Source organism: Bradyrhizobium sp. DN3 (assembly GCF_041357655.1).
Classification (GTDB): domain Bacteria; phylum Pseudomonadota; class Alphaproteobacteria; order Rhizobiales; family Xanthobacteraceae; genus Bradyrhizobium.
The window spans coordinates 291906-317157 of the sequence record NZ_JAULLN010000004.1; the positions used below are offsets into that span (position 1 = coordinate 291906).

Consider the following 25252-nt stretch of genomic DNA (forward strand, 5'->3'; position numbering starts at 1 on the left):
CAGGGGTCGTCTGGTCGGCAGCAGCCGTGATTCAGAACCCCTTTGCCGGCCGCTACAAGCCGGACTCCGCCTTCCCTACGAGCGCACATTCTGTAGCCGCTCATTATGCGAATTGAGCCGCCAAGTCACAAAACTTCGCTGATGCAGTCGGCTGTGAGGGGCAGCTGGCGAGTGCGAATGCTAGCGCCGCCTGACGGGGGGGCGGCATCGTAGAATGTCGTAGAACATCACGGAATATCGCAGCAATGGCGCTCCCTAGGGGAATCGAACCCCTGTTTCAGCCTTGAGAGGGCCGCGTCCTAACCGCTAGACGAAGGGAGCGTGAGGGGTACGACATAGCCGCGAATTTTGCCGGCGGCAAGGTGAGATTGGGGGTTTCAAAGGTCCTCTCGGCCGTCGTCCTGGCGAAAGCCAGGACCCATTACCCCAAATGGTCGTGGTTAAGGCAAATCGGAGTGCCGATCTCGTTCACGCATGCGGACCCGGTGGTTATGGGTCCTGGCCTTCGCCAGGACGACGGCGGGGACTTAGGCAATTATCCGGGCGGCCTCACGGCTCATTGGCGAATTTCAGCTTTCCGGCCGGCTTCAAGGTGTGTGCATCGAAGGTGCGGATCTCGATCACGCCTCCCACGTCCAGCGTGACCACGACGCGGTCGCCGGCCACGCCAGTTGCGACGATCTTGGCGCCCTTCGGCAGGGTGGCGGTGACGTCGCTGGCCACCTCGACCGCCCTTCCCTCCGACTTGAAAAGGCGGTAGCCCACCGCGATCAGGACGGCGCAGATCGCCAGCGCCGTGGTCAACCCCGCGATCAGCATCATCCGCCGCACCCGCGCGAACAGCGCGGCCTGCTCGGGGGTTGGTTCGGGAATAGCGGTATCAGACGTCGTCATGGACAATTTTGGCTCTGCGCAAAGGTTGGAGGTCGTGGTCGCCGGCGACGAGGGCTCGGCCCGGCTCGACCGCGTGCTGGCGGCGCACCTCACCGACCTGTCGCGATCGAGGCTGAAAGCCCTGATTTTGGCGGGCGCAGTGAGCCTGAAGGCTTCCGCGGTCCGCGACCCCGCTTATCACGTCGCATCCGGCGATACGATCACAATCGACGTGCCCGAGGCGGCGCCGGCGGAACCGAAGGGCGAGGATATCGCCCTCGACATCGTGTTCGAGGACGACGACATCGTCGTCATCAACAAGCCGAAGGGCCTGGTCGTGCACCCCGCGGCCGGCCACGAGACGGGCACGCTGGTGAATGCGCTGATCGCCCATTGCGGCGCTTCGCTCTCGGGCATCGGCGGGGTGCGCCGGCCCGGCATCGTGCACCGGCTCGACAAGGACACCACAGGGCTGATGGTCGTGGCCAAGAACGACCTCGCCCATGCCTCGCTGTCAGAGCAATTCGCCGACCACGGCCGCACCGGTGAGATGCGGCGCGGCTACATGGCCTTTGCCTGGGGCGTACCGAACCGGCATCGCGGCACGGTGGACGCGCCGATCGACCGCCATCCGCATGCGCGCGAGAAGATGGCGGTGCGCCATGGCGGCCGCGAGGCGGTGACGCATTGGGAAATCCTGGAGAGTTTCAATGGGCGCGACGGCAAGGGCGTAGCCGCCCTGCTCGCCTGCGAGCTCGAGACCGGGCGCACCCACCAGATCCGCGTCCACCTCGCCCATATCGGCCATCCCCTGCTGGGCGACGCCGTCTATGGCCCTCACTTCAAGACCAAGGCAAACCAGCTGGCGCCTCAGTCGCAGGCCGCTTTGGCGGCGCTGGGGCGGCAGGCCTTACATGCTTACCTGCTGGTATTGCAGCACCCAAGAACGGGAGAATTACTGCACTGGGAGGCGCCGTTGCCGGAGGATTTGCTTCTCCTCGAAAGCTGCCTGAAAGCGGCGCTATGACGCAGCCATTTTAAGAAAAGCGTTACATTACAAAAAGTTATAACTGCCACACGGGGACGTGACGTCAGCAATCCTTCCCTTTTTGGCCCCCGATGGGGTATATTGCGCCTGCGTTGGAAATGACCAACGCGGAACATCGCAGCCCGGCCGGCTTTGACACAGCGGTCGTCTGCCTGGCCCGCCGCTATCGGGGGCCTGAACCTTTTGGAGGGCGCACTATGGCCCGTACCGCTGCTTTGCCGGTCCTCAATGGAGAATCCGGCCTTTCCCGTTACCTCGCCGAGATTCGCAAGTTTCCGATGCTGGAACCCCAGCAGGAATACATGCTCGCCAAGCGTTGGCGCGAGCATGACGATCGCGACGCGGCGCACCAACTCGTCACCAGCCATCTCCGCCTCGTGGCCAAGATTGCCATGGGCTATCGCGGCTACGGCCTGCCGATCTCCGAGGTCGTCTCGGAAGGCAATGTCGGCCTGATGCAGGCGGTGAAGCGATTCGAACCCGAGAAGGGGTTCCGTCTCGCCACCTATGCGATGTGGTGGATCAAGGCGTCGATTCAAGAGTACATCCTGCGTTCCTGGTCGCTCGTGAAGATGGGCACCACCGCGAACCAGAAGAAGCTGTTCTTCAACCTGCGCAAGGCGAAGAGCAAGATCAACGCGCTGGACGAGGGCGATCTCCGCCCCGACCAGGTCGCGACCATTGCCAAGCGGCTGGGCGTGACCGACCAGGACGTGATCGACATGAACCGCCGCCTCGGCGGCGACGCCTCGCTCAACGCGCCAATCCGCGACGACGGCGAGGCCGGCGAATGGCAGGACTGGCTGGTCGACAATACGCCGAACCAGGAAGCCCTGATGGCGGAGCACGAGGAGTATGATCACCGCCGTGACGCGCTGAACGGCGCCATGGGCGTGCTCAACCCGCGCGAACGCCGCATCTTCGAGGCCCGCCGCCTCGCCGATGAGCCGATGACGCTGGAAGACCTTGCCGCCGAGTTCGGCGTGTCGCGCGAGCGCGTCCGCCAGATCGAGGTCCGCGCCTTCGAGAAGGTGCAGTCCGCGGTCAAGGGCACGATCGCAAGACAGGAACAAGCCGCGCTGGAAGCCGCGCATTAAGCGGGGCGCTTGAGCGGTTAAGAGATTGGCGGATCGAAAGAGACAGAAAGCCGGCGGCAACGCCGGCTTTTTTGTTGGACCGATGCATCGTTTGAGCGATGCGCAAACGTCGCCGAAATGATGCGAAGCACAGCCCCACACTCGGTGTCATGCCCCGGCTTGACCGGGGCATCCAGTACGCCGCAGCGCCAATAGCAAGAGCGAGATCTTGAACGCACGCCTCTGAAATACTGGATCGCCCGGTTGAACCGGGCGATGACAGCGGCGAGTGAGATGGCCATCACATTTCCCTCTCCCTAAGCCGACGTAGAACCATGCCTGCCTTGAACCCGCGTTGGCGGTCAGCCGACCCAAAACTGTCGGACCGACAGCATCGATTGGACAGACACCGTGTCGATCATCCTGCAATCCACCGTCGGCGGCTTCGAAGCCCAGTTCATGCGCAAGCTGCCGCTGGTCGAGCAGGCGATGCGCGAGCACGGGCTCGAGCCGTCGGAGTTCGTGATCTCGAAGGATTATGCGGGCACAGCGACGATCCCGCTCATGGGCCCGTTCTTCTATAGTTACAGCGTGTTCTTCGGCGAGGAGCAATTCACCGTCACCGAGCCGAACGACATGGTGTTTCTGGACTATTTCTTCAAGCGCGTGCTGGCCGTGGACGAACCGCCGGAACTGCCGCGGCGGCCTGGTTTGATCCGGCGGTTTTTCGGCTGGATGTCGCAGGCGATTTAGACCCTCTTCCCTTGTGGGAGAGGGTGGCTCGACGCAATAGCGGCGAGACGGGTGAGGGGTGTCCATCCTTACGAACGGTCTTGCGAGCGGAAAGAACCCCTCATCCGGCGCCATAGCCGATGCGAAGCATCGGCGTTCTCGAGAACGGCGGCCGAAGGCCGCCTATGCCACCTTCTCCCGCAAGGGGAGAAGGAAGAGCGCACCGTCCGCGCTCGCTAACTCTACTCCCCCCACACCCGCGCCAGCGTGGCGAGCCAGCAGCCTTCGCAATAGCGGGCATCCTTGTAGTCGATCCAGTTGTGCGCATAGACGTGGTCGAGCGTGATGCCGTAGCGCGCGCGCAGCACCTTGACGAGGATCTTCCAGGCCGCGACCTGCGCCTCGGTCGGGCCGGCCGCGACGTCGGGATAATTGCCGGCGAACTCGACGCCGATCGAATTGTCGCGCACGACCTGGCGATAGGTCGGCCTGTTGTCGATGTATTTGTTGTCGTTGCGGTTGGCGCCGTCGCCATGGGACGGCACCAAATTCTCCGCCACCGCCCAATAGACCGTGCCGTCGGTCTCGACCCACACCGTGACGCCGCGACGGGTTGGGTTCTTCGCCTGCGCCAGCGCGCCGCCGCGCGCCGATCCCGCCGGTCCTTCGGTCTGGTGCACGATGATGTTGCGCCAGGGGTTTGCGCTGCCGACGTCGCCCCATGGCGCCAGCCACACGATCTTCAGGCCGGGAATGTCGGGCGTACCGGAGGCGCGCGCGAATTTTTCCAGTTCGGCGTCCTCAGCGGTGGCGGGGGCTGTCAGAAACAGAGCGGCGAGAACGGCCGCGAACAGGCGAGACATCATGATGCGGATCCAATGCGGCCCCTGATGTAGCACGCCTCTACGCGAAGTTGCGCACGGGCTCGCCGGGACCGACCGGCTCGGGCGAGAGCGGCGGCGCCGGATCGTAGACGGCAAAATCGTTCTTGCCGTTCTTCTTGGCAGCGTAGAGGGCGTGGTCGGCATGCGCGATCAGGCGGTCCGGGAATTGGCCGATGCCGCGGTCCCACTGCGCGACGCCGATCGAGATCGCGATCGGGATGTCGCCGCCGGTGCAGGTCGCGGCGTCCTGACGGCAGACCTCGAGCACGCGGCGGGCGATCGCGGCGCCCTCACGCAGCGACGACGACGGCAGCACGATGCAGAACTCGTCGCCGCCGGTGCGGGCGAGCATGTCGCCGGGCCGCAACCGCGTTTGCGCCATCAAGGTGAAGTGCCGCAGGCAGGCGTCGCCGGCGGCATGGCCATGGGTGTCGTTGATGGTCTTGAAGCCGTCGAGATCGATCACGAGCAGCGAGAACGGCGCGCCGCCGCGTTCCGAGCGGGCGCATTCCTCGGTCAGGCGCTGCAGCAGATGCCGCCGGTTGGCGACGCCGGTGAGATCGTCGAGCAGGGCGAGGTCGGCAACCTCGTTACGCAAGCTGTCCATCGCCATCAGCAGGAAGCCGAAATTCAGCGTCATCGACAGGAACAGCAGCCCCAGCACGATCACGGCATGGGGCTGACTACCGGCGCGCGCCGACAGATCGTGGCCGAGCAGATTGCCCACCGTGCGCACGAGCAGGATCGCGATGATGGTGAGGATGACGATGCCGGACAGCCGCGCGCCCGGGCTGACGCGCCCCTCCGGCGACAGCAACAGACGCAGCGCCAGCACCAGCGGCAGGGCCTGGCCGAGCGTGTAGCTGAGCATGCGCAGTTGCATGTGCTCGAAGCCGACCATGAAGACCACGACGCCGCCGAGGCTCAAGCCTCCCGTTGCGGTCATGAGGCGCCAGGAGACCGGCCGATCATAGAAGCGCTGAATGCCCATGGCGGCAAGGCAGCTCGCGGCAATGACGCCGCCAGCGCCGAGCAGAAGCGGCAAGGGAGAGGCGACGAACAGACGGATCAGGGCCGTCATCGCCCCAGCCGCGCCGACGAAGGACGAAGCCATCCAGAACCGCGCGGCTGCGAATTTCGGATAGGAGCGCGTCACGTAGGCCCAGATCACGCCGAGCGCCAGGAAGTTGACGACGAAGACCATCCACAATGTCGGTACGTTCAGCATGGCGCGTGCGGCACACGCAGCGTCGCGCCCCCCGTCCCTGGCAGCCGTCCGTCCATCACCCATCCCCGTTTTCTTGCGGGGAACAATGCGGCGGTTGCGCTTAACGGAGTCTCACTGCGATCCCCGAAAACGCGCCTTTGGTTTTGGATTCATGAACAGCGCGCGGCTGTTGTCGGATCGTTAAGCCTGTCGCCGGCGATGCCGCGCTGGCGCGGCGATGCGGATTCGCGCACCAAAATCACCTGAAAATGCATCTGAGCTGTGGATAACACGATGACACGGATGTGACGGCGCGGGGCAGAGACCTGCGAATCTGCTGAGCTTGTCGCCGAGGATGTTGCGAGGCTGGCCCTCCGCCGAGCATCCCTCGTGTCGCGTTCCACCATTAACCCCTAAGAGGATACTATGGCTAAGAAAGCGAAGAAGGCGGCGAAGAAGAAGGCGAAGAAGGCCAAGAAGGCGAAGAAGAAGTAACGCGGCTTCTTTTTCTTTGCCCGGGTGGAGCCTCGCTCCGCCCGGGCGTCGGGAAGGGTCGAGACGAAGTGAAGGTAGCGGGCGCAAGGCCCGCTTTTTTATTTGCGCGTTGCCGGGCTCCGCTCTTTCACTCCCTCTCCCCGTTCTTACGGGGAGAGGGTGGGGTGAGGGGCCTCTCCGCGCATGAGATATCCGTGAGACCTGTACCCCCTCACCGGCATCCCATCTACGATGGGATGCGACCTCCCCCCGCAAGCGGGGAGAGGTGAAGAGGAAAGTCTACCTCTCCGCAAACGCGAGCTTGGCGCCGAGCGCGGCAAAGCCGGCGGCAAAGCTGCGGCGCAGCCAGGCCATGACGGCCGGACGGGAGATGACGCGCTCGCGCACCGAAGCGGCGCAGAGGCCATAGACGACGAACACCGCAAAGGTCATCGCCATGAAGGCGCCGCTCAATTCCAGCATCCGCGCCAGCACATGGGCCTCATCCAGCGCGATGAACTGCGGCAGGAAGGCGAGGAAGAAGATCGACAGTTTGGGATTGAGGATGTTGATCAGGAAGCCGGTGACGATGACGCGGCCGATCGACCGCTCCGCGATCTTGCCCTCGACCGCGAGCTCGCCTCGCTCGCGCAGCGCCTGCCAGGACATGTAGAGCAGATAGGCGACGCCGCACCATTTCAGCGCGGCGAAGGCGAGCGCGCTGGTGTGGAGCACCGCGGCAAGGCCGAGCATCGCCGCGATCATGTGCGGCACGATGCCCAGCGTGCAGCCGAAGGCCGCGGCGACGCTGGCGCGCGAGCCGCGGGTGAGCGCCGCGGCGAGCGTATAGAGCACGCCGGTGCCGGGCGAAGCGACGACGATGAGCGAGGTGAGCAGGAAGGACCAGGTCATTGGGCCGACCTTACCAGCTCGCGACGAGAAAGCGAGCCTGCGGAATAGCCGTCAGGACAGCTGCGCGATCTCGGCCTCGCGCAGCACGTCGAGCGGGGCCCAGGGTTTTGCCCAGAATTTTGCGCCAGCAGGCAAGGGCTGCTTCAAGGGACGGCCGGAGGTGACGACGACGTCGAGCTTGGGATTGCGCTCCTTGGCGACATGCGCGAGCTCGACCCCGTTCATGCTTCCGGCGAGCTGGACGTCGGTCAGCATCAGACAAAGCGCGCCGGCGTTCTTGTCGAGGACGCGTTCGGCGTCCTCGGCGCTCTCGCACTGGATGACCTGGTAGCCGCTCTCTTCGAGAAGAAGACTCAGCATCTCCCGCTGCATGACGTCGTCTTCAACGATCAGCGCTGTTGCACGAAATGGCCCAGCCTGTCCCATCAGCGGCTCCCAATATTTGCTCACGTAACACATGTTAAAGGTCCAACTCGGCCATTGTTCAGTTCCATTCTGAAAAAATGTAAATCATGGTTCCCGCCCTCAGTGCGTGACTGGGAACCTCATGACTGGGATTCGCAGGCCGGCCATCATGAGAGCGGCAAGCGGCATCGGCCGTACGTTAGCCATTGAGCTTGCGCAGCGCGGCTGTGACCTCCGTTGCAGCGGAGGCTGGAGAAGATGGCGAAAGGCAAGTAGTCGCTTGGTACGATAGCGGCACGACATCCTCCGCCGTCGTCCTGGCCTAGTGCGCAATTGCGCACGGGAGCCAGGACCCATAGCCACCGAATCCCATTTGACGAAGGCTGGCAGTTACTCAGCCAATGCAAGTGAATGCCAGTCGTCGCCAAACTCCTCCCTGGGGTAATGGGTCCTGGCTTTCGCCAGGACGACGATGGGGGAGAGATTGCGCGCGACTCTCAACCGTCATTGCGAGGAGCCCTTGCGACGAAGCAATCCAGATTGTCTCCGCGGCGAGATTCTGGATTGCTTCCGCCTTCGCCAAAGGCTTCGGCGGACAAGTCGCTTCGCTCGCAATGACGACCGCGACTATCGCCCGCCTCACTGCCCCATCAAGCGATCCGCGAAATATCCGATGGTCTTCCTGTAGACCACCGCCCTGTTCCACTCGCGCATCGCTTCGAAATTGGCGGTGCCTTCGCCATAGGGCTGGCCCATCTTGAAGCCGCTGGTGTGGAGCAGGTTCGCGGTCGAGGCGAGCACGTCGGCGACGCTGTGGCGGAGGTCGACATGGCCGTCGCCGTCGAAATCGACGCCGTATTTGATGTAGGACGACGGCAGGAACTGGGTCTGGCCGATCTCGCCGGCATAGGCGCCGATGAGGTCGCGCAGCGGCAGGTCGCCGCGCTGCACGATCTTGAGCGCGGCGAGCAGCTCGCCCTGGAACAGATCGGTGCGGCGGCAGTCATGCGCGAGCGTCGCCAGCGTCTTGATCACTGGCAGCTTGCCGGTGTCGCCCTTGCCGAAATCGCTCTCCAGTCCCCAGATTGCGACCAGGATATAGCGCGGCACGCCGAACTGCTGCTCGATGCGCGACAGCAGCGCGGCATGGCGCTGGAGCAGCGCCCGCCCGCCATTGATGCGGCCGGGGCCGACGCGGGTCGAGACGTACTGCTCAAAACTCTTATTGAAGGTGTGACGCTGGCGGCGGTCGAAGGCGAGCACGGCGCCATCGGGGGTGACACCACTGAGCGCCGCATTGGTCACGCTCGCCGAGACGCCGGCTCCTTGCGCTTCTGACGCCATGGTTGCGACAAAGCTGTTGAAGTCGCCGCCGCAGCGCGCGGCCTGCGCCGACCCGGCCAGACAAACGACGAACGCGGCGGCGAGAAGCAGTCTCGGCATGTGGAGCAATCCCCCAAAAATCCTGGCGTGAAGCGGCGCGGATCATGCCCGGGAAAGCGGGAACCGTCAAAGCGGCGCGCTTGATCCGCATCAACGTGTCTCGCGCCCTGCTTTCTAGATTGCAGCGAACAGGAAAGCCGCCCAGGAGACTAGCCAATGACCGGAATCACCTTGACCGCCGAGCAGATCCGCAATGCCCCCGCACCAGTGCGGCAATGGATCGAGCAGGAGGTCATCGCCGCGCTCGGCCTCGCGCCGCGGACGCCGGCCGCCGCCCCGCCGCAGGCCGCTCATCTCGTCGCCTGTAGCGTGGAGGACATGGCCAGCGTGCTCGAGCACATCCGCGGCGTATTTCCCGCGGTGAACGTGCTGTTCGAGCTCGGCCGTCCCGGCATCAGCTTCGGCCAGCCCGCGGTGATGATGGTCCGCCTGATGGACATCCTGCACCACACGCGACTTCAGGACGTTGGCCAGGTCATAACCTGCCTGGAGATGATCAACCAAGCGCTGACCGAGGTGAAGAAGGATCCGTCGGTGCGGTTTTGCGATTTCGACAATGAGGGCCACTGCCTGATCGCACCGCAGACGCAAGTGAGCATCGCAACGCTGTGGCAGACCATGATGGAGCGCCAGCAGGCGGCGCAGGAGCGCGAGGCCGACAGCCGGGTTGCGCCGGCGGCGTGAGATAAAGGGCGGCGCGCACCCCGGTCATTTCGGGGCGCGTCGCAAGGACGAACGAGAAACTAGCCGCTATGATGCCAATGGTCGGACGACGCGTTCGGCTTCTGCGTCAAGTGCCCGTGAGGCAATCACCCATGTCCCACCGCCAGCGGCCTCCTCATCCACCTCGCCGCGCCCTCCTCCGCATCCCCCTCTTCCGCCTGCTCGCCATCAACCTCGCGATCGGCGCCTGCGCTGCGGCGCTGCTCGTCGGCGGACTGCTCTGGCTCAATCCCGGACATCTGCGCGAGCTGATCTTCGCCGACCGTTCGCCCGGCATCGCGCTTGCGCTGTTGCTCGCATCCTTCCTCATCACCTTCGGCTCCGCCGCGATGGGCAGCGCGATCATGGCGCAGGGTCGCAAGGAAGAGCGCAGCGGACATGACGGCGGACACGGATCGCGGCTCGCCGCGCAGGAACTTGCGCCGCGCAGGCGCACACCTTGAGATATGCGCAGGACGGTGGAACTCGCTTTTGCACATCGGATCACAGCACATCATCTGCACGCTGGCGGGAAGGCGTGCAGGTTGGCGCACTTCGCTACAAAGCACTCCAGTCGCGCCGCGTTGCGACGGCCGGAGAGATGAACAAAGTAATTGAATGATCCAAGCAATTGTTGCGACGCGCACCAAAACCGAATGCCGCGACCAGCGCATATCTGATCCACCCGCTGCGACATCAAAGCCGCCACGATTTGCCTTGCCATCGCATGGCGCGTTCTATAGAATTCTATTTTAGGTTGTCGCCCCGCCAGCCCCGGGCGACACTGAAGACCAAAAATAAACGGCGGGCTTTTCGGCCCGCCGTTTATTGAGGCTGAGGGTCGCGGCAGGCGCTTGGCAATCGCGGCTCCATTGTTGGCCAGTCGAACGCTCCGGCGCGACGCTGATGTCGACAGCCGCCGAAGTCATTTGACTGCGGCCCCCTGATCGACGACAAGCCGCCATGGCAAAAAAACCCGGAACCAATCCCAAAGGCGAGTTCGCCTTTTTCAACGTCGTCTATGAAGACGGCTCACAACGCTCCAATCGCCGCGTGCCCACTGAGCTGCTCGGCGGTCTCGACGGCGACGAGCCTGCGCGCGGTTTCATCATGGAGCAGGACCGCGAGATCGCCGAGAAGTCCGGTCGGCCCGCGCTCGAGATCAAGCGGATCGAGCGGGTCGGCGCGAAGAAGAAGTAGGCCTTCAGCTTCTCCACCGTCATTGCGAGCGCAGCGAAGCAATCCAGAAATGCCTCTGCGGAAAGACTCTGGATTGCTTCGCTGCGCTCGCAATGACGACAAAACAAAAACGGCGGGCCAACGCCCGCCGTTTTGCTTTGGATCGCTGCCTACGATCAATTATCCAAGAAGCTCCGCAGCTTCCTTGACCGCGACGGATGCTTCAGCTTGCGCAGCGCTTTCGCCTCGATCTGGCGAATGCGTTCGCGCGTCACCGAGAACTGCTGACCGACTTCTTCCAGCGTGTGGTCGGTGTTCATGCCGATGCCGAAGCGCATGCGCAGGACGCGCTCTTCGCGCGGGGTGAGCGAGGCCAGCACGCGCGTGGTGGTCTCGCGCAGGTTGGACTGGATCGCGGCGTCGATCGGCAGGATCGCGTTCTTGTCCTCGATGAAATCGCCGAGGTGTGAATCCTCTTCGTCACCGACCGGCGTCTCCAGCGACAGCGGCTCCTTGGCGATCTTGAGGACCTTGCGGACCTTTTCCAGGGGCATGCCGAGCTTCTCGGCCAGCTCTTCCGGGGTCGGCTCGCGGCCGATCTCGTTGAGCATCTGGCGGGACGTGCGCACGATCTTGTTGATCGTCTCGATCATGTGCACGGGGATGCGGATGGTGCGCGCCTGGTCGGCGATGGAGCGGGTGATCGCCTGCCGGATCCACCACGTGGCGTAGGTCGAGAACTTGTAGCCGCGGCGATACTCGAACTTGTCGACCGCTTTCATCAGGCCGATGTTGCCTTCCTGGATCAGGTCGAGGAACTGCAGGCCGCGGTTGGTGTATTTCTTCGCGATCGAGATCACCAAGCGGAGGTTGGCTTCCACCATCTCCTTCTTGGCCTGACGTGCTTCGCGCTCGCCCTTCTGCACGGAGTGCACGATCTTGCGGAACTCGACGATCTCGAGGCCGGTCAGCGCGGCAAGCTGATGCACCTCGTGGCGGAGGTCCTTGATGCGGTCCTTCTCGTGGTGGACGAAATTCTTCCAGCCCTTGGCCGACAGTTTTGAGACACGGTTAAGCCAACGCGGGTCCAATTCAGAACCGGTGTAGTTGCGCAAAAAGTCTTCGCGCGCGACGCCATGGCTGTCTGCAAGACGCATCAGGCGGCCCTCGTGCGAGACGAGGCGCTTGTTGATGTCGTAGAGCTGCTCGACGAGCGAGTCGATGCGGGCCTGGTTCAGGCGCAGCGACTTCACTTCGACGATGATCTCGTCCTTCAGCTTCTTGTACTTGCGCTCCTGGTGCGGCGAGAGCGACTCGTTCTGGAGCTGGTTCTGGATGTCCTGCTCCTGAAGCTTGCGCAGCTTCTTGTAGCTGTCGGCGATCTTGTCGAAGATCTCGACCACCTTCGGCTTGAGCTCGGCCTCGATCGCCGCGAGCGACATCTGGTTCTCGAACTCGTCGTCGTCCATGTCGGCTTCGGCGGCGGCCTCGCCCGGATCCTTCTCCTCGCCGGCCTCAGTGCCAGCGGCGGCCGGTGCGGCGCGGAACGGGGTCGGCGACGGGGGCGCAGCGGGCGGGGCGACATGCGCGGGGGCAGCTGTGGACGCGGTGGCGTCGCTACCCTCAGTCGACGCTTCGCCGCCCTCGCCGTTGGGGCCGGCAATCATCGCGGTGTTCATGCCGCCCTTGGCGTCGGGGCCGGCATAAGTCGCTTCGAGATCGATGATGTCGCGGAGGAAGATCTTGCCTTCGTTGAGCTCGTCGCGCCAGATGATGATGGCCTGGAAGGTCAGCGGGCTTTCGCAGAGCCCTGCGATCATCGCCTCGCGGCCGGCCTCGATGCGCTTGGCAATGGCGATTTCGCCTTCGCGGGACAGCAGCTCGACCGTACCCATCTCGCGCAGATACATGCGCACGGGATCGTCGGTGCGCTCGCCCGGCTCGCTCTTCTTGACCTCGGTGACGGCCTTCTGGGTGACCTCGACGAGCTCGTTATCGGTCTCGTCGTCGGCCTCGTCCTTCTCGTCCTCGCCTTCGGTGTCGTCGGCTTCGGTGACGTTGATGCCCATGTCCGAGAGCATCGACATGATGTCCTCGATCTGTTCGGGCGAGGTCTGGTCGGACGGCAAGACTTCGTTGAGCTGATCGAAGGTCACGAAGCCGCGCTTCTTGGCCTGCTTGATCATCTTCTTCACGGCGGCGTCGGACAGGTCGAGCAAGGGCGAGGGCGCGTCTTGGGAGTCCTTCTCCGGCGCGTCCGCTGCCTTGTCGTCTTTTTCCTTGTCCTTCGCCTGCAGCGTCTTTGCCTTGGTGGCCATCCATTGCTCCTAAACGCGCTTCAATGCAGACGGCGCGCCCCGCCTGCCTGAATTCACATGAACCTGTTGCTCGACGCTCTCGCTTCGGCAGCTCTCGACACGGAAAGGGCGGCGCACATGTCTCTCGCCACCCCCAACTTTCTCTCGCCGGATTTGCCTAACGCTTCGTGAGCCTCTTTGCCGCAGCGGATGCAGGTGTAGTGCCAACAGTGTTCGCGCGGATTCATTCCTGACGCGTCTGTTCTGCCTGCGGCCGCCTCTGGGCCAAAGTGCTACAAGACCGTTAAGCCTCGATTAACCCTGTTTTTGCCGCCAAACCCAGGATTTGGCGAGTCTTTTAGCGGTTTCGGCCGCGGCCGTCCGCATGATTCTTCATCACATGCTCTTCTGGAGCCGGCCCGACAGCTCACCAAAACCCTCGATCAGGGCCTCGGTACCGTCGACTTCACCTATCCGAGCCTTGACGTCACGCAGCCATGCCAAATTGGCCTCGCTGGGGTCCTCCCCCAAGGCCAGCTCGGCGTCTTTCAGCTCTCTAAGTAGTGAATGCCATTGCCGATGCAAGGCAACCAGCTGATGCCAGGTGGCAAGAACGTCGTCCCGCGCCGCGCCCTCGCGGGCGCCCCACACCGCTGCGGTCGTGATACCGTTCTCAACCCTTTGAAGAGTTTGAGAAAATCCGCCCTTTTCGAGGTCGCCGCGCATCTTCTCGGCCTGCTCGCCGGGGTCCGCTGAGTGGTGATGGTCGTTGGCAAAGGCGGCGATGATGCCGGCCCTGAGCTTATGGGCTTCGGGATGGGCCAGCTCCAGGGCGGCGACCTCCTCGAGGTGCTCATGCAGCAGCCAGGGGTGGTTGATCAGGCATTGCAGGATCAGGGCTTCCCGGCGGGAGATGGCGCTCCGTTGGCCGCGCATGATCGGGCTTGCCGCCAGCTGCGGGCTCGCCGCCTGGTAGGGACCCGAGGGCAGCGGCACGGGACCGGGCGGGCCGCGGCGGCCTCCACCAAATCCCTGGCCACCGAATCGATTCGCACCTCCCCCACTCCTCGGCTGGAAGGACCGGCCGGAATTGCCGCGGAAATTGCCCCGGCCACCAAAGCCGCCGCGCCCGCCCTCGGGCGCGAAGGCGCGCTGCAGCCGGTCGGCGAAGTCGTCGCGGTAATAGCGCCGCACCACCTCGTCGCGGATGCCGTTGGACAGCTCCTTGATGCGCGCCTCCAGCGCGGCGCGGCGCTCCGGCGTGGCGAAATTGCCGCCTTCGAGCTCGCGCGACCAGATCATGTCGGCGAGCGGACGCGCCGCCGCGATCACCTCCTCGATCGCGCCGCGCCCGCCCGAGCGCACGAGATCGTCGGGGTCCTGCCCTTCCGGCAGCAGCGCAAAGCGCAAGCTCTTGCCGGGTGCGAGGAAGGGCAGCGCGAGGTCGGCGGCGCGATACGCCGCCTTTTGTCCGGCGCGGTCGCCGTCGAAGCAGAGGATCGGCTCGTCCGCCATCTTCCAGAGCAGCGCGAGCTGGCTTTCGGTGAGCGCGGTGCCGAGCGGCGCGACAGCGCCTGCGAAGCCCGCGGTGACCATGGCGATGACGTCGACATAGCCTTCGACCACGATCAGCGGCGCGCCGTTGTGGGATGCGGCGCGGGCCGTCTGGTGATTGTAGAGATTGTCGCCCTTGTGGAAGAGCGGCGTCTCCGGCGAGTTCAGATACTTCGCCGGAACGTCCTTCTCCAGCGCGCGCCCGCCGAAGGCGATGACGCGGCCGCGCAAGTCCGTGATCGGAAACATCACGCGGTCGCGGAAGCGGTCGTACGGCACGGGAATGTCGTCGCCGCTAATCAAGAGGCCTGTCTCGACCATGTCGTCGACGGAGACGCCGAGCTTGCCGAGATGCTCCTTCAGCGCGAAGCGGTCGGGCGAAGCATAGCCGAGGCGGAACTGCAATTGCGTTGCGGGTGAGATGGCGCGGTCGGCGAGATAGCCGCGCGCTTTCGCCCCCACGCGCGAGGCCAGCGCCTCCGCAAAGAATTTTGCCGCAAGATCCATGACGTCATGCAGCGATTTGCGCCGCTGCTCATACCGGGCCGCATCTGGCGTCACCGCCGGCAGCGGCAGGCCCGCCATGCCCGCGAGCCGCTCGACGGCCTCCGCGAACGGCAGGCCATCGGTCTCCATCACGAAGGTGATGATGTCGCCGTGCTTGCCGGAGGAGAAGTCGTGGTAAAAGCCCTTCTGGTCGTTGACGTAGAAGGACGGCGTCTTCTCCTGCTGGAACGGCGACAGCCCCTTCCACTCCCGCCCCGCCTTCTTCAGCTTGACGCGCTTGCCCACGACTTCGGAGACCGAAAGCCGGGCACGAAGCTCGTCGAGGAATTGAGGCGTGAAGCGCATGGCGTGTGTGTAGCGCGAAACCGGGTGAGTCGGGCGAAAGGTTAGGGATATAGGTGCGGCTGGGCCAGAAGTCAGGTTTAAGCGGGTTATCCGGGTTATCCGCGCTGTTCACAGCCGAGCACCCAGCAGCGGCCGAAACAAAATCGTTGACTGCGGATATACAATCGTATATACAAGCGACTATCGAAAAAGATGCGATGGAGTGGAACGCCGGAGGGTAGCGGACGCAAACCGACTACTACACGGATTCCAAGGATGTCAGACAGGTTCGATCGTGAATCGTTCGATGGACTCGAATGGGACGAGGACAAGAAGAATTCAAACCTCGTCAAGCATGGAATCGACTTTGAAGATGCAATTGAGGTTTTCGATAGACCGCTTCTTCGTCGATCCGATCGCCACAATGAGGAACGCTGGCTCGCGATAGGTATCTTGGAGGAGAGGCTGATCGCCGTCGCCTTTACGCGGCGCGCAAACATCCTTCGAATAATCTCCGCACGCCGCGCACGGAAAAATGAAGAAAGAGCGTATCGTAACAAGGGCATGGGGCGATCGCCGCAAGGGTAAGACTGACTGGGCGCGCGTCGATGCACTGACCGATGAAGACATTGCCAAGGCGGTCGCAGAGGATCCTGATGCTGCCCCCATCGACATCGATTGGTCGGACGCCGTGCTGGTGATCCCTCCGAAGAAAAAGGCCATCTCCATCCGCGTCGACGAGGACGTCCTCGATTTCTTCAAGCGCGAGGGCGAGGGCTATCAGCGGCGCATGAATGCGGTGCTGCGCTCCTACATGCAGCAGAAGTCCAAGCCGAAGAAGCGCGCCTGATCCGGAGCGAAAGCTGGTAAAAGAGGCCTTGAACCGCGCCCGGTTCCACGCTTCCATACCCCCATGTTCAGGACCTTTCGAGGCGGCCAGAGCGGGGGCTGGCGTGTGAGCTCGATTTCGCCTGTGACGGGCGAGCCCCTGCCCTTCGTGCCGGCGCTATCGGTCACCGACAGCGAAGCCGTCTCGTTGCCGCTGGTGCCCTCGCGCAATGCCTGGCGGCTGGTCGGCGTCACGAGCAGCTTGCGTTACACCGAGCGGCCTGAGAAGGAGCAGCTCGTAGCTGTGCAGGCCGGCCTCGGCCGGTTAGAGGCGACCAGCGCAGCGCTGATCCCGATCCGCAAGTCGCAGGCCTGGTGGGAGCTGACGCAAGAAGAGCGCCGCAAGATCTTCGAGGACAGATCGCACCACATCGCGAGCAGCCTGCGCTACCTGCCCGCGATCGCGCGGCAGCTCTATCATTGCCGCGACCTCGGCGAGCCCTTCGACTTCCTCACCTGGTTCGAGTTCGCACCGGTTCATGCCGAGTTGTTCGAAGAGCTGGTGGCGATGCTGCGGCGGACCGAGGAGTGGAGTTACGTCGAGCGCGAAGTCGATTTGCGCATGGTGAAGGAGGTGCTGTCGGCTTAGTGCTCCAGGAAGCGCCCGGACTCGATGCGCGGCAGATCGGTGACGGGCCAGTTGTAGACGTAGGTCCAGGCCTTCTCGGTGGTGCCGTCCGGCAGCGTCACGTCGATCAGCCTGCGCAGATATTCGGTCGGCTCCGGAAACCCCTCGCCGCAGGCCTCATACATGTCTAGCTCGCGCAAGAGCTCGTCGCCCGCCCGCAAGTAAAAGAGCTCACCATGAACGATGTCGGACGGCGCGTCCGACAGCAGCAGCCCCGGATAATGCTTCACCAGGACGAGCGTGCCGCGGCAGGTCGCTTCCCCCAGGAAATCTGCATGAGCCGCAAGCAGCCGCGCCATCGGATGATCGAAGCCGCGCATCAGGGTGCCGTAGACGAAGAGACGATCGGTGGTCATGGGGAATCTATAGCTGGCAATGATGGGGAACGACAGCGCCGCATATTCGCTGTCGTCCTGGCGAAGGCCAGGACCCATAGCCACCGAACGCAGCAATGGGCAATCTGATCGTCCCAGCTTCGGGCCACACGGGCAGCCGGGGTAATGGGTCCTGGCCTTCGCCAGGACGACTATGTGTAGGCAATGACGCTCTCAGCGGCATCCTCGGTGAAGCATGGTGATTTGAAGCGAACCAATCTATACCGATTTCCCATCGACTTTCAGGGCGACTTTTTTCCATAGGCAATCAGGATGGCTTTAGACACCGCCGATGCGACCGATCAGCTCCTCGGCGAGGGCGACATTGCGCCGGTGCATGAGGTGAATACGGGGGGCCAATCGCCCTTCCTGCTCACAGCGGATCACTACGGACGGGTGCTGCCGCGCGCGCTCGGCGATCTCGGCGTCGCGGAAAGCGATCTTGTCAGGCACATTGCCTGGGACATCGGCATTGCCGGCGTCGCCGAGCGGCTCGCAAAAATGCTCGACGCGCATCTGATCGCGCAGCGCTACTCGCGGCTCGTGATCGATTGCAACCGCCCGCCTGCCGTGGCGAGCTCGATTCCCGTGATTTCCGAAGCCACCGCGATCCCACGCAACGACGGCATTTCGGAATGGGAGCGCGAGGCGCGGCGGCGCGAGATTTTTGTGCCCTATCATCATCGCATTGATGCCGCGATTGCCCACCGCCTGCACGGCAAGCAACCGACGGTGCTGGTGTCGCTGCACAGTTTTACGCCGGCCTATGCCGGCGTCGCGCGGCCCTGGCACATCGGCGCCCTGTATAACCGCGACACCGTGCTGCCGCAGCTGCTCTTGAAACATCTCCGCGCTGAAAGCGATCTCGTCGTCGGCGACAACGAGCCTTATGCGGTGAGTGACCACACCGACTACACCATTCCCGTGCACGGCGAGGCGCGCGGCCTCGTCAACACCGGCATCGAGATCCGCCAGGATCTGATCGCCGACCAGTCCGGCCAGCAGCAATGGGCCGAGCGGCTGGCAAGGATTCTTGCGCAGATCGAGATCGAGCTGAAGGCCGAGCTGTTGGTGTAGGCCTCACTTCGCCCGCGTCAGCGCCAGCCAGATGCCGCCGCCGATCATGAAGCCGCCGGAGATGCGCGACATCATGCGCGTGCGGCGCGCCGAGAAGAATTTACGGGCGCGGCCGGCGGCGATGGCGTAGAGCGCGTCGGTCATGACCGCCGTGACCATGAAGGTGGCGCCCAGCAGTGCGACTTGCGGAACGTGCGGCTGGTTCATGTCCATGAACTGCGGGATGAAGGCGCCGAAGAACACCAGCACCTTCGGGTTCGACAGCAGCACCAGAAATCCTTGCAGGAAGAAGCCGCCGCGCGGCGGCGGAGGCGGCGCGTCGACGCCGACGCCCTCGACCGGCGCCCAGATCAGCCTGATGCCGAGCCAGACCAGATAAGCGGCGCCGGCAAAGCGCACCCAGTCGAACCAGTAGCCCATGGTCGCCATCAGCGAGGTCAGGCCGACCGCGACGACGCCGATCACGATGGCGAGACCAGCTTGCGCGCCGGCGACATTGGTCAGTGCTGCACGCGTGCCGTGGCGCAGGCCGTTGGCGATGACGAGGGTGACGATCGGCCCCGGCAGCAGCGCCAGCGCAATGCAGGCGGCGACGAAGGCGAGATAGGCTTGCATGGACATCATGAGGAGGACTCGCTGCGGTTTGTACGCATTAATGCATGGGAAGGGCAGGAACGGAAGGCTCCTCAATCACAGCCGTCATGCCCCGCGGAGGCGGGGCATCCAGTAAGCCGCGGCCTCTCGGTATCCCCACCAGCGTCTCTGGAATACTGGATCCCCGCCTTCGCGGGGATGACAGCGGAGAATGTGGAAGCGGGCGCACCAACATCACCTTCCATCGAGCGCGGCGACCATCCATTGCTTCATCTCCTCCGTTTCCAGAAACGCTAGCGTCGCGCGCTGCAAGGCGTTCGCATCGCCCGCGCCTTGCGCGACCGCGACGAGCAGATCGCAGCGGCGCGAGACGGCGAAGCCGATTGCGGCGGAGCGCGCTCCGTCCGGCATCTCGAGATCATATCGCCTAGCGCGACCGCGCATCTCGCCAAGCCCCACCTCCTCCCCCGGTGCGGCCGCCGCAAAGCGCGGGCTGATCAGATCGACGTCCGCAACACGATCCACCTCATCATCGTCGGCGACACCGCGGTCGCAATTGCAGAAGCCCCGCTTGGCGCGCACGTAGAGCTCCGTGCCCGCGCAGGCGCCGTCGCAGCGGAATGCACGGCCCACCGGCCAGCCATCGCGCGGAAACGGCCAGGCGATCTCGCGCCAATGCGCCAAGTCCTGCACCGGCGGCGCGAGCTGATAGGCCGCGACACCGGACACACCACACGCGATCATCACGGCCGCGATCGTCGCCGCGCCTTGCATCGTCAGTTCTTCGGCAGGCCGGCGACGGTGCGCGCCGGTCCTGTCAGCTCGAGGATATGCAGGCCGGTATTGGCGCGATCGACGATGTAGATGTAGCCGCGGTCGTCGGTTTCGACATTGTTGGTCTGGATCGCGACCTTGCAGCGCTCGCCGCCCTCGACCGGGATGCAGCGCTTGTCGGTGGCAGCCGTGATCGACGGAATGAAATAGCCGACTTCCTTGGGATGATAGGGATCGCGGATGTCGAGCGCGCGCACGCCGGCATTGAAGAAGGCGATGAAGGCCATCTTCTTGTAATAGACCGGCGCCATGCTCTCGTTGGAGGAATGCGAGCCGAAGCGGCCGCCGCGCTGGCAGAACTGCCCGCTCGCCTCCGGCACCGTGTAGCTCGAGATCATCATCGGCCGCGCCTCGGTGGTGACGTCGGCGAACCAGACCATCTGCCGGGCCTCGCCGCATTCGTTCAAGATCGCCTCGTCGACGATCATCACGATGTCGCGGGTCTTGCCGTCCTTGTCCTCGGCGAACTCGGCGATGGGCATATCGAGCATCGGGAACGTGGTGTGCGCGCCGTTGAAGGCGGACATCGGCATGCGCGAAATCTCGGGATAGCGCAGATTGTCGGGCGCCGGCTCCTTCGGTCCGTTCAAGAGCTTTTCGCGATCGACGATCTGCAGGATGCCGCCTTTGTTGGTGCCATAGCCGAAATAGATGCGATTGCCATCGGGCCCGGTCGAGATCGGACCGTGCAATTCGGTCGGCACCGCGCCGGTCGAACCGGGCTCCTGCCCGGGCAGGCCGAAGTCGCGGATCTTCTGCGGATGCGCGGGATCGCTGAGATCGTAGACCTGCGTCATCCGCCGCGTGCGCCAGTCCGGCGCGCCCGAAACGAGGAAGGCAATGCCGGTGTCGCACTCCCACCAGCTCTTATGCGTGTCCTTCAAGCCGCCGATGCGGGTGATGAGCACGGGGCTGGCGGGCTCCGTGACGTTCCATATCTCGTGCGCCTCGCTGCCGAAGGTGCGCAGCATGTAGACAGCGTTGGGATCACCCTTCGGCAACGCCTTGCCGTCGCAGACCCGCACCATCTGGGCGCCGCCGGATTCGTACTTGCCTTCCTGTCCCGGCAGATGCCGCAGATATTTTGGATGCGCGGGATCGGTGACGTCGACAATGGACGTTCCGTTCGGTTCAGCCTTGCCCGTTATCGGATTGACGGGCGCGGGCACGTCGTCGGTGCCGCCGTGATGGCCGATATAGGCGATCCAGCGATCGCCCTGATGATGGATGGTCGGCTGATAGGCGCTGCGCGCCTGGAGATCGTTGGTGCCGACCAGCTTCATGTTGGAGGCTTCCGGCGGCGCGCCGATCACTTGCTGCTTCTGGGCGTGAACGGCCGTGCTGCCAGCAAGAAAGACGAGGCAGGCAGCAGTCAAGACGCAACGGATCATGAAGTCCTCCCCGGAACCAATCTGCGTTGGCTGAGGCGTGAGGCTAGCACGGCGGATTGCGCGCGACCAAAACACGATTTCTCAAGCCGCGCTTGACATGCAACCATTTGGTTGCCTATTATCACGGCCATGGATGAGGTCTTCAAAGCGCTCGCCGATGCGTCACGACGCTCGCTCTTGGACAGGCTTCACGCCCGGAACGGCCAGACGCTGAACGAGCTCTGCGAGGGACTTGCGATGACGCGTCAGGCCGTGACCAAGCACCTTGCGATTCTGGAGGAGGCCAACCTCGTCACCACCATCAGGCATGGCCGCGAGAAGCTGCACTATCTCAACCCCGTGCCGATCCATCAGATCGGCGAACGCTGGATCAGGAAGTTCGAGCGCGGCAAGCTCGCCGCGCTCAGCGAGTTGAAACGTCAGTTGGAGAAGCGCGATGAGTAAGCCGGAGTTCGTCTACGTCACCTATATCGAGACCACGCCGGAGAAGGTCTGGGAGGCGCTGACCAACAGCGCGTTCACGCGGCAGTACTGGTTCGATACCGAGGTCAGGTCCGATTGGAAGGTCGGCTCGCCCTTAACCCTCGTGATGGGCGGCAAGGTCACGGACACCGGCGAGATCCTCGAGGCCGACCGGCCGAGGCGGCTCTCCTATACGTTCAAGCACGAACTGATGGAGGAGATGCGGAACGAGGCGGCGACGAAAGTCGTTTTCACCATCGTGCCTCACGGCGATCTCGTGAAGCTGACGGTGACGCATGAAGGCTTCGCCGCCGGCAGCAAGCTGCTCGACGGCATCTCCAAGGGTTGGCCCGCGATCCTGTCCGGGCTCAAGAGCCTGCTGGAGACCGGCAAGGCGCCCACGATTCCGCCCGCCGCACTCGGCATCGAAGGATTTCAATGATGAGTCTCGATCAATTCACGCCGCTCACCGTCTACACCATCTACATCGCCTCCACGCCCGGGAAGGTGTGGGAGGCCCTGACCTCGGCGGAGTTCAGCCGGCAGTATTTCTTCGGCAATGCCGTCGAGGTCGAGCCACGGCTCGGCGGTGCGTTCATCGTGCGCACGCCTGACGGCGCCGTGCACATCAGCGGCGAGGTTCTCGCCTACGACCCGCCGCGAAAGCTCGCGGTCACGTTCAACGTCAACTGGCCCGATCTGATCGAGAAGCTCGGCCCGACCCTCGTCACCTACGAGATCGAACAGGTCGGAGATGCGGTCCGGCTCACCATGAGCGAAGGCCACGATCGTCCGCTCAGCGATGACATTCTTGCAGGCGGGCGCTCCGGCTGGCCAGCGATCCTGTCCAGCCTCAAGAGCCTGCTCGAGACCGGCAAGCCGCTGGTGGTCAAGCTGGGCCCGCCGCAACGGATGCTCGATGCGCTGAAGGCGATGGGGATCAAGACGCCGTAGTTGCGGCGATCTCCGCTGTCGTCCTGGACAAGCATAGCGAAGCGGAGCGCAGATCCAGGACCCATTGCCACCAAAGCCGATTTGACGAAGGCTGGTCATGACCAGTTCGCACCAAACTGCTCCCCCGGGTAATGGGTCCTGGCTTTCGCCAGGACGACTATGGAATCGGCACCACAAGCCGCCGATAGAGATGCCAGGTCGCATGCCCCAGCACCGGCAGTGTCACGATCAAGCCGAGAAAATAGGGCAGCGCCGAGACGATCAGCAGCATCACGATCACCGCGGCCCATGAGATCATCGGCAGCGGGCTCGTCACCACCGCGCGCACGCTCGTCACCATGGCCGTGACGAAATCGACGTCGCGGTCGAGCAGCAGCGGAAACGACACCACGGTCAGTGAGAACAGGATCAGCGACAGCACGGCACCGACCGCGTTGCCGATGGCGAGGAACAGCAAGCCCTCGTTGGTCGTCAGCACCACCGTCATGAATTCCTGAAGGCTCGAGAACGAGGCGTGCAGGCCGAGCAGCAGCGCGATCAAGAGCCGCACCTGGTACATCCAGACCACGAACACGAACAGCGTCACGAACGCCATCCAGCCGATTTCGCTGCGCGAGCGCACGGCAGACCAGATCGCGCCGAAGGAGACGGGCTCGCCGCGCTCGCGGCGGCGGCTGACCTCATAGAGACCGATCGCGACGAACGGCCCGATCAGCGCGAAGCCCGCCGCCAGGGGATAGACCAGATAGACCATGCCGAACGCGGTGAGGCAGAGCATGATGACGATGCCGCCGGCGGCATAGAGCGCGCCGAAGCAGAGGCCGTAGAGCGGCAGCGCCTGGAAATCGCGCAGGCCCTCGACCAGCGCCTCGGCGATGTCGGTCGCCACGACCGGGCGCACCACCGGATCGACTTTGCCCGAGATGGACATCAGCTTCCTCCCTCACGCGATCTTCGCCGCGCGTTGTCGGAACTGATGTTAGCTCGCTCCCGCGATCCTTGCACGGAAGAGTTGACGGTCGGCTGATACCGCCATCCGCCACCGGAAAACTGGCGCTTGTTCAGGAGCGCGACGTGAGCAGCAGCGCCACACCGAGATTGGCCACGAACAGAGCCGCGTCGATGACGAAGATCCTGAGCATCGGGCCCTTCAATACGGGCCAGTAAGCCACCCCGACGCGGCCGCCGCGCATCAGGACCGGAAGATTGTAGGCGAACTGGCTGAAATGGCAGGCGGCAAAGAACAGGAACAGCGCGAGCTGGGCCTCGACCGGCTGGAAGAAGGACGGACGCGCGGCCAGAAGATAGAATGACAACAGTCCAATAGGTAGATTCATCCCGCCCAGGAACGCGACGCTGGCCGCCAGGGTCGGCGCGATCGGATTGCTGCGTTCTTCCCGCGGCAACAGGATCTTCAGCGTGTTGCGCTGGGCGATGCTGAACTGGATGAAGGCGCCGACGAACCAGAGCGTGTTGAGGAGCAGGACGATATCCGAAAAGCGCATGACTATTTTCCGTAAAAGGCTTCGCTGCGCACCACACGGCCCGCATCGTCGAAGTCCATGAACTCACTGGCGCGTGTGTCGCCCAGCTGCCACCACACGGTCAGTCGCGCGATCGCCTCATCCCAGCTCCAGCCCAGGATCTTCAGGTCGGCGCTCTCGATGTGGCCATAGGCCTTCCGCCAATAGGCGCGGATGTTCTCGGCGCCCGTGACGAGTGGAGAGCCCGTCAGGGTGAGAGCGAGAGGACTGCGCATCTGCGCATCGTCGGCAAAATGCGCGACGACCGCATCGATATCGACCCTGCACCAGCTCGCGCACCATGCCGCGACAAACCGTTCGGCGGCCGCACGGTTCATTGCCTGTGCACCCATGACCGGCGCCCTCCCTGGCTCGTTGGCCGGGAAAATGGCAAAGCCCGTACCTCATGTCAACTATATTGACTTGAGAATGTCCTCAATTGTTGTCGGCGATGGTCTCCATCACGCCCATCCATGCCGCCGTACCCGGCGCCCCGACGCGGTCGAACGCTTCGCGCAGCACCTTGCGTTCGTGGTCCGATGCCCTTTGCTCGATGCGTTGTCCCGCCGTCGTCAGGCGCAGCAGCTTGGAGCGGTGCTGCTCCGGCGAACGCTTCGACGTCACGAGCTTGCGCTCCAGCAGCAGGTTGAGCGGCCGGTTGAGGGCTTGCTTGGAAATGCCGAGGATCTCGATCAGCGACCCGATCGCGATATCGGGCCGGCGCGCCACCACGTAGAGAATGCGGTGGTGCGGACGCGACAGGCCCTGCTTCGCAAGATATGCGTCGGCCTCCAGCGTCATGCCGCGCCAGCCGTAATACATCAGCTCCAGCGCCGCATCCAGATCGTGCAGCTTCGGCAGTGAGGCGCGGTGAAGCCCCGCGGCTTGAGGCGTCTTTGCCATTGTCGGA

The 25252-nt window shown here is 63.9% G+C and carries 29 protein-coding genes and 1 tRNA gene; 13 read left to right on the forward strand and 17 right to left on the reverse strand.

The annotated features are described in order from the left end of the window. Positions 1–246 precede the first annotated feature (246 nt). A tRNA-Glu gene (locus AAE027_RS08645) sits at positions 247–321 on the reverse strand. 228 nt (positions 322–549) lie between these two features. Beyond that, positions 550–894 carry a hypothetical protein gene (locus tag AAE027_RS08650; protein WP_091896954.1) on the reverse strand — a complete coding sequence of 115 codons (345 nt, stop codon included), beginning with the start codon at positions 892–894 and terminating at the stop codon, positions 550–552. On the opposite strand from AAE027_RS08650, the gene AAE027_RS08655 reads away from it, so the two are divergent. The 3 genes from AAE027_RS08655 (at position 893) to AAE027_RS08665 (ending at position 3750) form a co-directional block, all read left to right on the forward strand. Continuing rightward, complete coding sequence (locus AAE027_RS08655) at positions 893–1900, forward strand: RluA family pseudouridine synthase (protein ID WP_370986230.1); 1008 nt, start codon at positions 893–895, stop codon at positions 1898–1900. The genes AAE027_RS08650 and AAE027_RS08655 overlap by 2 nt on opposite strands. A gap of 218 nt (positions 1901–2118) precedes the next feature. Beyond that, positions 2119–3018, forward strand: a complete 900-nt coding sequence (rpoH, locus tag AAE027_RS08660) for an RNA polymerase sigma factor RpoH (protein WP_018643767.1) — start codon at positions 2119–2121, stop codon at positions 3016–3018. Positions 3019–3408: 390 nt separating this feature from the next. After that, positions 3409–3750 (forward strand): hypothetical protein, encoded by a 342-nt coding sequence (locus AAE027_RS08665; protein WP_370986231.1) that lies wholly within the window; start codon positions 3409–3411, stop codon positions 3748–3750. Between the two features lie 221 nt (positions 3751–3971). Here AAE027_RS08665 and AAE027_RS08670 read toward each other — a convergent pair whose 3' ends face one another. The 5 genes from AAE027_RS08670 to AAE027_RS08690 form a co-directional block, all read right to left on the reverse strand. Beyond that, on the reverse strand, positions 3972–4598 hold the full coding sequence (locus AAE027_RS08670; protein ID WP_370986509.1) for a peptidoglycan recognition protein family protein: 627 nt from the start codon (positions 4596–4598) through the stop codon (positions 3972–3974). A gap of 34 nt (positions 4599–4632) precedes the next feature. After that, positions 4633–5841 (reverse strand): GGDEF domain-containing protein, encoded by a 1209-nt coding sequence (locus tag AAE027_RS08675; RefSeq protein WP_370986510.1) that lies wholly within the window; start codon positions 5839–5841, stop codon positions 4633–4635. Positions 5842–6594: 753 nt separating this feature from the next. Continuing rightward, a complete protein-coding gene (locus AAE027_RS08680) occupies positions 6595–7206 on the reverse strand; it encodes a LysE family translocator (RefSeq protein WP_370986232.1) in 612 nt (203 codons plus the stop codon). A gap of 51 nt (positions 7207–7257) precedes the next feature. Further along, the gene (locus AAE027_RS08685; RefSeq protein ID WP_370986511.1) at positions 7258–7632 is read right to left on the reverse strand and encodes a response regulator; all 375 of its coding nucleotides are present in this window, start codon (positions 7630–7632) and stop codon (positions 7258–7260) included. A 618-nt stretch (positions 7633–8250) separates the two neighbouring features. Further along, positions 8251–9054 (reverse strand): lytic murein transglycosylase, encoded by an 804-nt coding sequence (locus AAE027_RS08690; RefSeq protein WP_370986233.1) that lies wholly within the window; start codon positions 9052–9054, stop codon positions 8251–8253. Positions 9055–9210: 156 nt separating this feature from the next. Here AAE027_RS08690 and AAE027_RS08695 point away from each other — a divergent pair, with 156 nt between their 5' ends. From AAE027_RS08695 to AAE027_RS08705, 3 genes are all read left to right on the forward strand, one after another. Then, positions 9211–9738, forward strand: coding sequence for a hypothetical protein (locus AAE027_RS08695; protein ID WP_370986234.1), 528 nt, complete (start codon positions 9211–9213; stop codon positions 9736–9738). Positions 9739–9869: 131 nt separating this feature from the next. Then, positions 9870–10220, forward strand: a complete 351-nt coding sequence (locus AAE027_RS08700; protein WP_091898785.1) for a hypothetical protein — start codon at positions 9870–9872, stop codon at positions 10218–10220. Between the two features lie 499 nt (positions 10221–10719). Continuing rightward, positions 10720–10956: a hypothetical protein gene (locus AAE027_RS08705; protein WP_091898783.1), complete on the forward strand. Its 237-nt coding sequence runs from the start codon at positions 10720–10722 to the stop codon at positions 10954–10956. 155 nt (positions 10957–11111) lie between these two features. On the opposite strand, the gene rpoD is transcribed toward AAE027_RS08705, so the two are convergent. Then, positions 11112–13253, reverse strand: coding sequence for an RNA polymerase sigma factor RpoD (gene rpoD / locus AAE027_RS08710; RefSeq protein WP_370986235.1), 2142 nt, complete (start codon positions 13251–13253; stop codon positions 11112–11114). A gap of 375 nt (positions 13254–13628) precedes the next feature. Next, positions 13629–15638 carry a DNA primase gene (gene dnaG / locus AAE027_RS08715; protein WP_370986236.1) on the reverse strand — a complete coding sequence of 670 codons (2010 nt, stop codon included), beginning with the start codon at positions 15636–15638 and terminating at the stop codon, positions 13629–13631. 255 nt (positions 15639–15893) lie between these two features. Between dnaG and AAE027_RS08720 the strand changes: the two genes are divergently transcribed. The 3 genes from AAE027_RS08720 to AAE027_RS08730 all read left to right on the forward strand — a co-directional run bounded on the left by AAE027_RS08720 (position 15894) and on the right by AAE027_RS08730 (position 17094). After that, the gene (locus AAE027_RS08720; RefSeq protein ID WP_370986237.1) at positions 15894–16205 is read left to right on the forward strand and encodes a BrnT family toxin; all 312 of its coding nucleotides are present in this window, start codon (positions 15894–15896) and stop codon (positions 16203–16205) included. Then, the gene (locus AAE027_RS08725; RefSeq protein ID WP_370986238.1) at positions 16153–16467 is read left to right on the forward strand and encodes a BrnA antitoxin family protein; all 315 of its coding nucleotides are present in this window, start codon (positions 16153–16155) and stop codon (positions 16465–16467) included. The genes AAE027_RS08720 and AAE027_RS08725 overlap by 53 nt, the downstream gene beginning before the upstream one ends. A gap of 63 nt (positions 16468–16530) precedes the next feature. Next, the gene (locus AAE027_RS08730; protein ID WP_370986239.1) at positions 16531–17094 is read left to right on the forward strand and encodes a chlorite dismutase family protein; all 564 of its coding nucleotides are present in this window, start codon (positions 16531–16533) and stop codon (positions 17092–17094) included. Here the strand turns inward: AAE027_RS08730 and AAE027_RS08735 are convergent. Next, positions 17091–17489: a gamma-glutamylcyclotransferase family protein gene (locus tag AAE027_RS08735; protein WP_370986240.1), complete on the reverse strand. Its 399-nt coding sequence runs from the start codon at positions 17487–17489 to the stop codon at positions 17091–17093. The genes AAE027_RS08730 and AAE027_RS08735 overlap by 4 nt on opposite strands. Positions 17490–17780: 291 nt before the next feature. Between AAE027_RS08735 and AAE027_RS08740 the strand changes: the two genes are divergently transcribed. Further along, positions 17781–18584, forward strand: coding sequence for an N-formylglutamate amidohydrolase (locus AAE027_RS08740; protein ID WP_370986241.1), 804 nt, complete (start codon positions 17781–17783; stop codon positions 18582–18584). Between the two features lie 3 nt (positions 18585–18587). Here the strand turns inward: AAE027_RS08740 and AAE027_RS08745 are convergent, their stop codons facing one another. From AAE027_RS08745 to AAE027_RS08755, 3 genes are all read right to left on the reverse strand, one after another. Beyond that, entirely contained in the window at positions 18588–19208 is a 621-nt protein-coding gene (locus tag AAE027_RS08745) for a LysE family translocator (RefSeq protein ID WP_176946147.1), read from the reverse strand. Between the two features lie 204 nt (positions 19209–19412). After that, positions 19413–19952, reverse strand: coding sequence for a hypothetical protein (locus AAE027_RS08750; protein WP_370986242.1), 540 nt, complete (start codon positions 19950–19952; stop codon positions 19413–19415). Positions 19953–19954: 2 nt separating this feature from the next. Further along, the gene (locus tag AAE027_RS08755; protein ID WP_370986243.1) at positions 19955–21403 is read right to left on the reverse strand and encodes an LVIVD repeat-containing protein; all 1449 of its coding nucleotides are present in this window, start codon (positions 21401–21403) and stop codon (positions 19955–19957) included. A gap of 129 nt (positions 21404–21532) precedes the next feature. On the opposite strand from AAE027_RS08755, the gene AAE027_RS08760 reads away from it, so the two are divergent. Genes AAE027_RS08760 through AAE027_RS08770 form a run of 3 tightly spaced genes read left to right on the forward strand, consistent with a single transcriptional unit; the run spans position 21533 to position 22819 of the window. Next, positions 21533–21847 carry an ArsR/SmtB family transcription factor gene (locus AAE027_RS08760; protein WP_091898771.1) on the forward strand — a complete coding sequence of 105 codons (315 nt, stop codon included), beginning with the start codon at positions 21533–21535 and terminating at the stop codon, positions 21845–21847. After that, positions 21840–22307: an SRPBCC family protein gene (locus AAE027_RS08765; protein ID WP_370986244.1), complete on the forward strand. Its 468-nt coding sequence runs from the start codon at positions 21840–21842 to the stop codon at positions 22305–22307. Before AAE027_RS08760 ends, AAE027_RS08765 begins: the two co-directional genes overlap by 8 nt. Next, positions 22307–22819, forward strand: coding sequence for an SRPBCC family protein (locus tag AAE027_RS08770; RefSeq protein ID WP_370986512.1), 513 nt, complete (start codon positions 22307–22309; stop codon positions 22817–22819). The genes AAE027_RS08765 and AAE027_RS08770 overlap by 1 nt, the downstream gene beginning before the upstream one ends. A 157-nt stretch (positions 22820–22976) precedes the next feature. Here the strand turns inward: AAE027_RS08770 and AAE027_RS08775 are convergent, their stop codons facing one another. From AAE027_RS08775 to AAE027_RS08790, 4 genes are all read right to left on the reverse strand, one after another. Continuing rightward, complete coding sequence (locus tag AAE027_RS08775; RefSeq protein ID WP_370986245.1) at positions 22977–23750, reverse strand: DUF2189 domain-containing protein; 774 nt, start codon at positions 23748–23750, stop codon at positions 22977–22979. A 130-nt stretch (positions 23751–23880) separates the two neighbouring features. Beyond that, a complete protein-coding gene (locus AAE027_RS08780) occupies positions 23881–24324 on the reverse strand; it encodes a hypothetical protein (protein WP_370986246.1) in 444 nt (147 codons plus the stop codon). Positions 24325–24326: 2 nt separating this feature from the next. Beyond that, positions 24327–24695: a YybH family protein gene (locus AAE027_RS08785; protein ID WP_370986247.1), complete on the reverse strand. Its 369-nt coding sequence runs from the start codon at positions 24693–24695 to the stop codon at positions 24327–24329. Between the two features lie 82 nt (positions 24696–24777). After that, positions 24778–25245 (reverse strand): MarR family winged helix-turn-helix transcriptional regulator, encoded by a 468-nt coding sequence (locus AAE027_RS08790; RefSeq protein WP_370986248.1) that lies wholly within the window; start codon positions 25243–25245, stop codon positions 24778–24780. Positions 25246–25252: the final 7 nt, after the last annotated feature.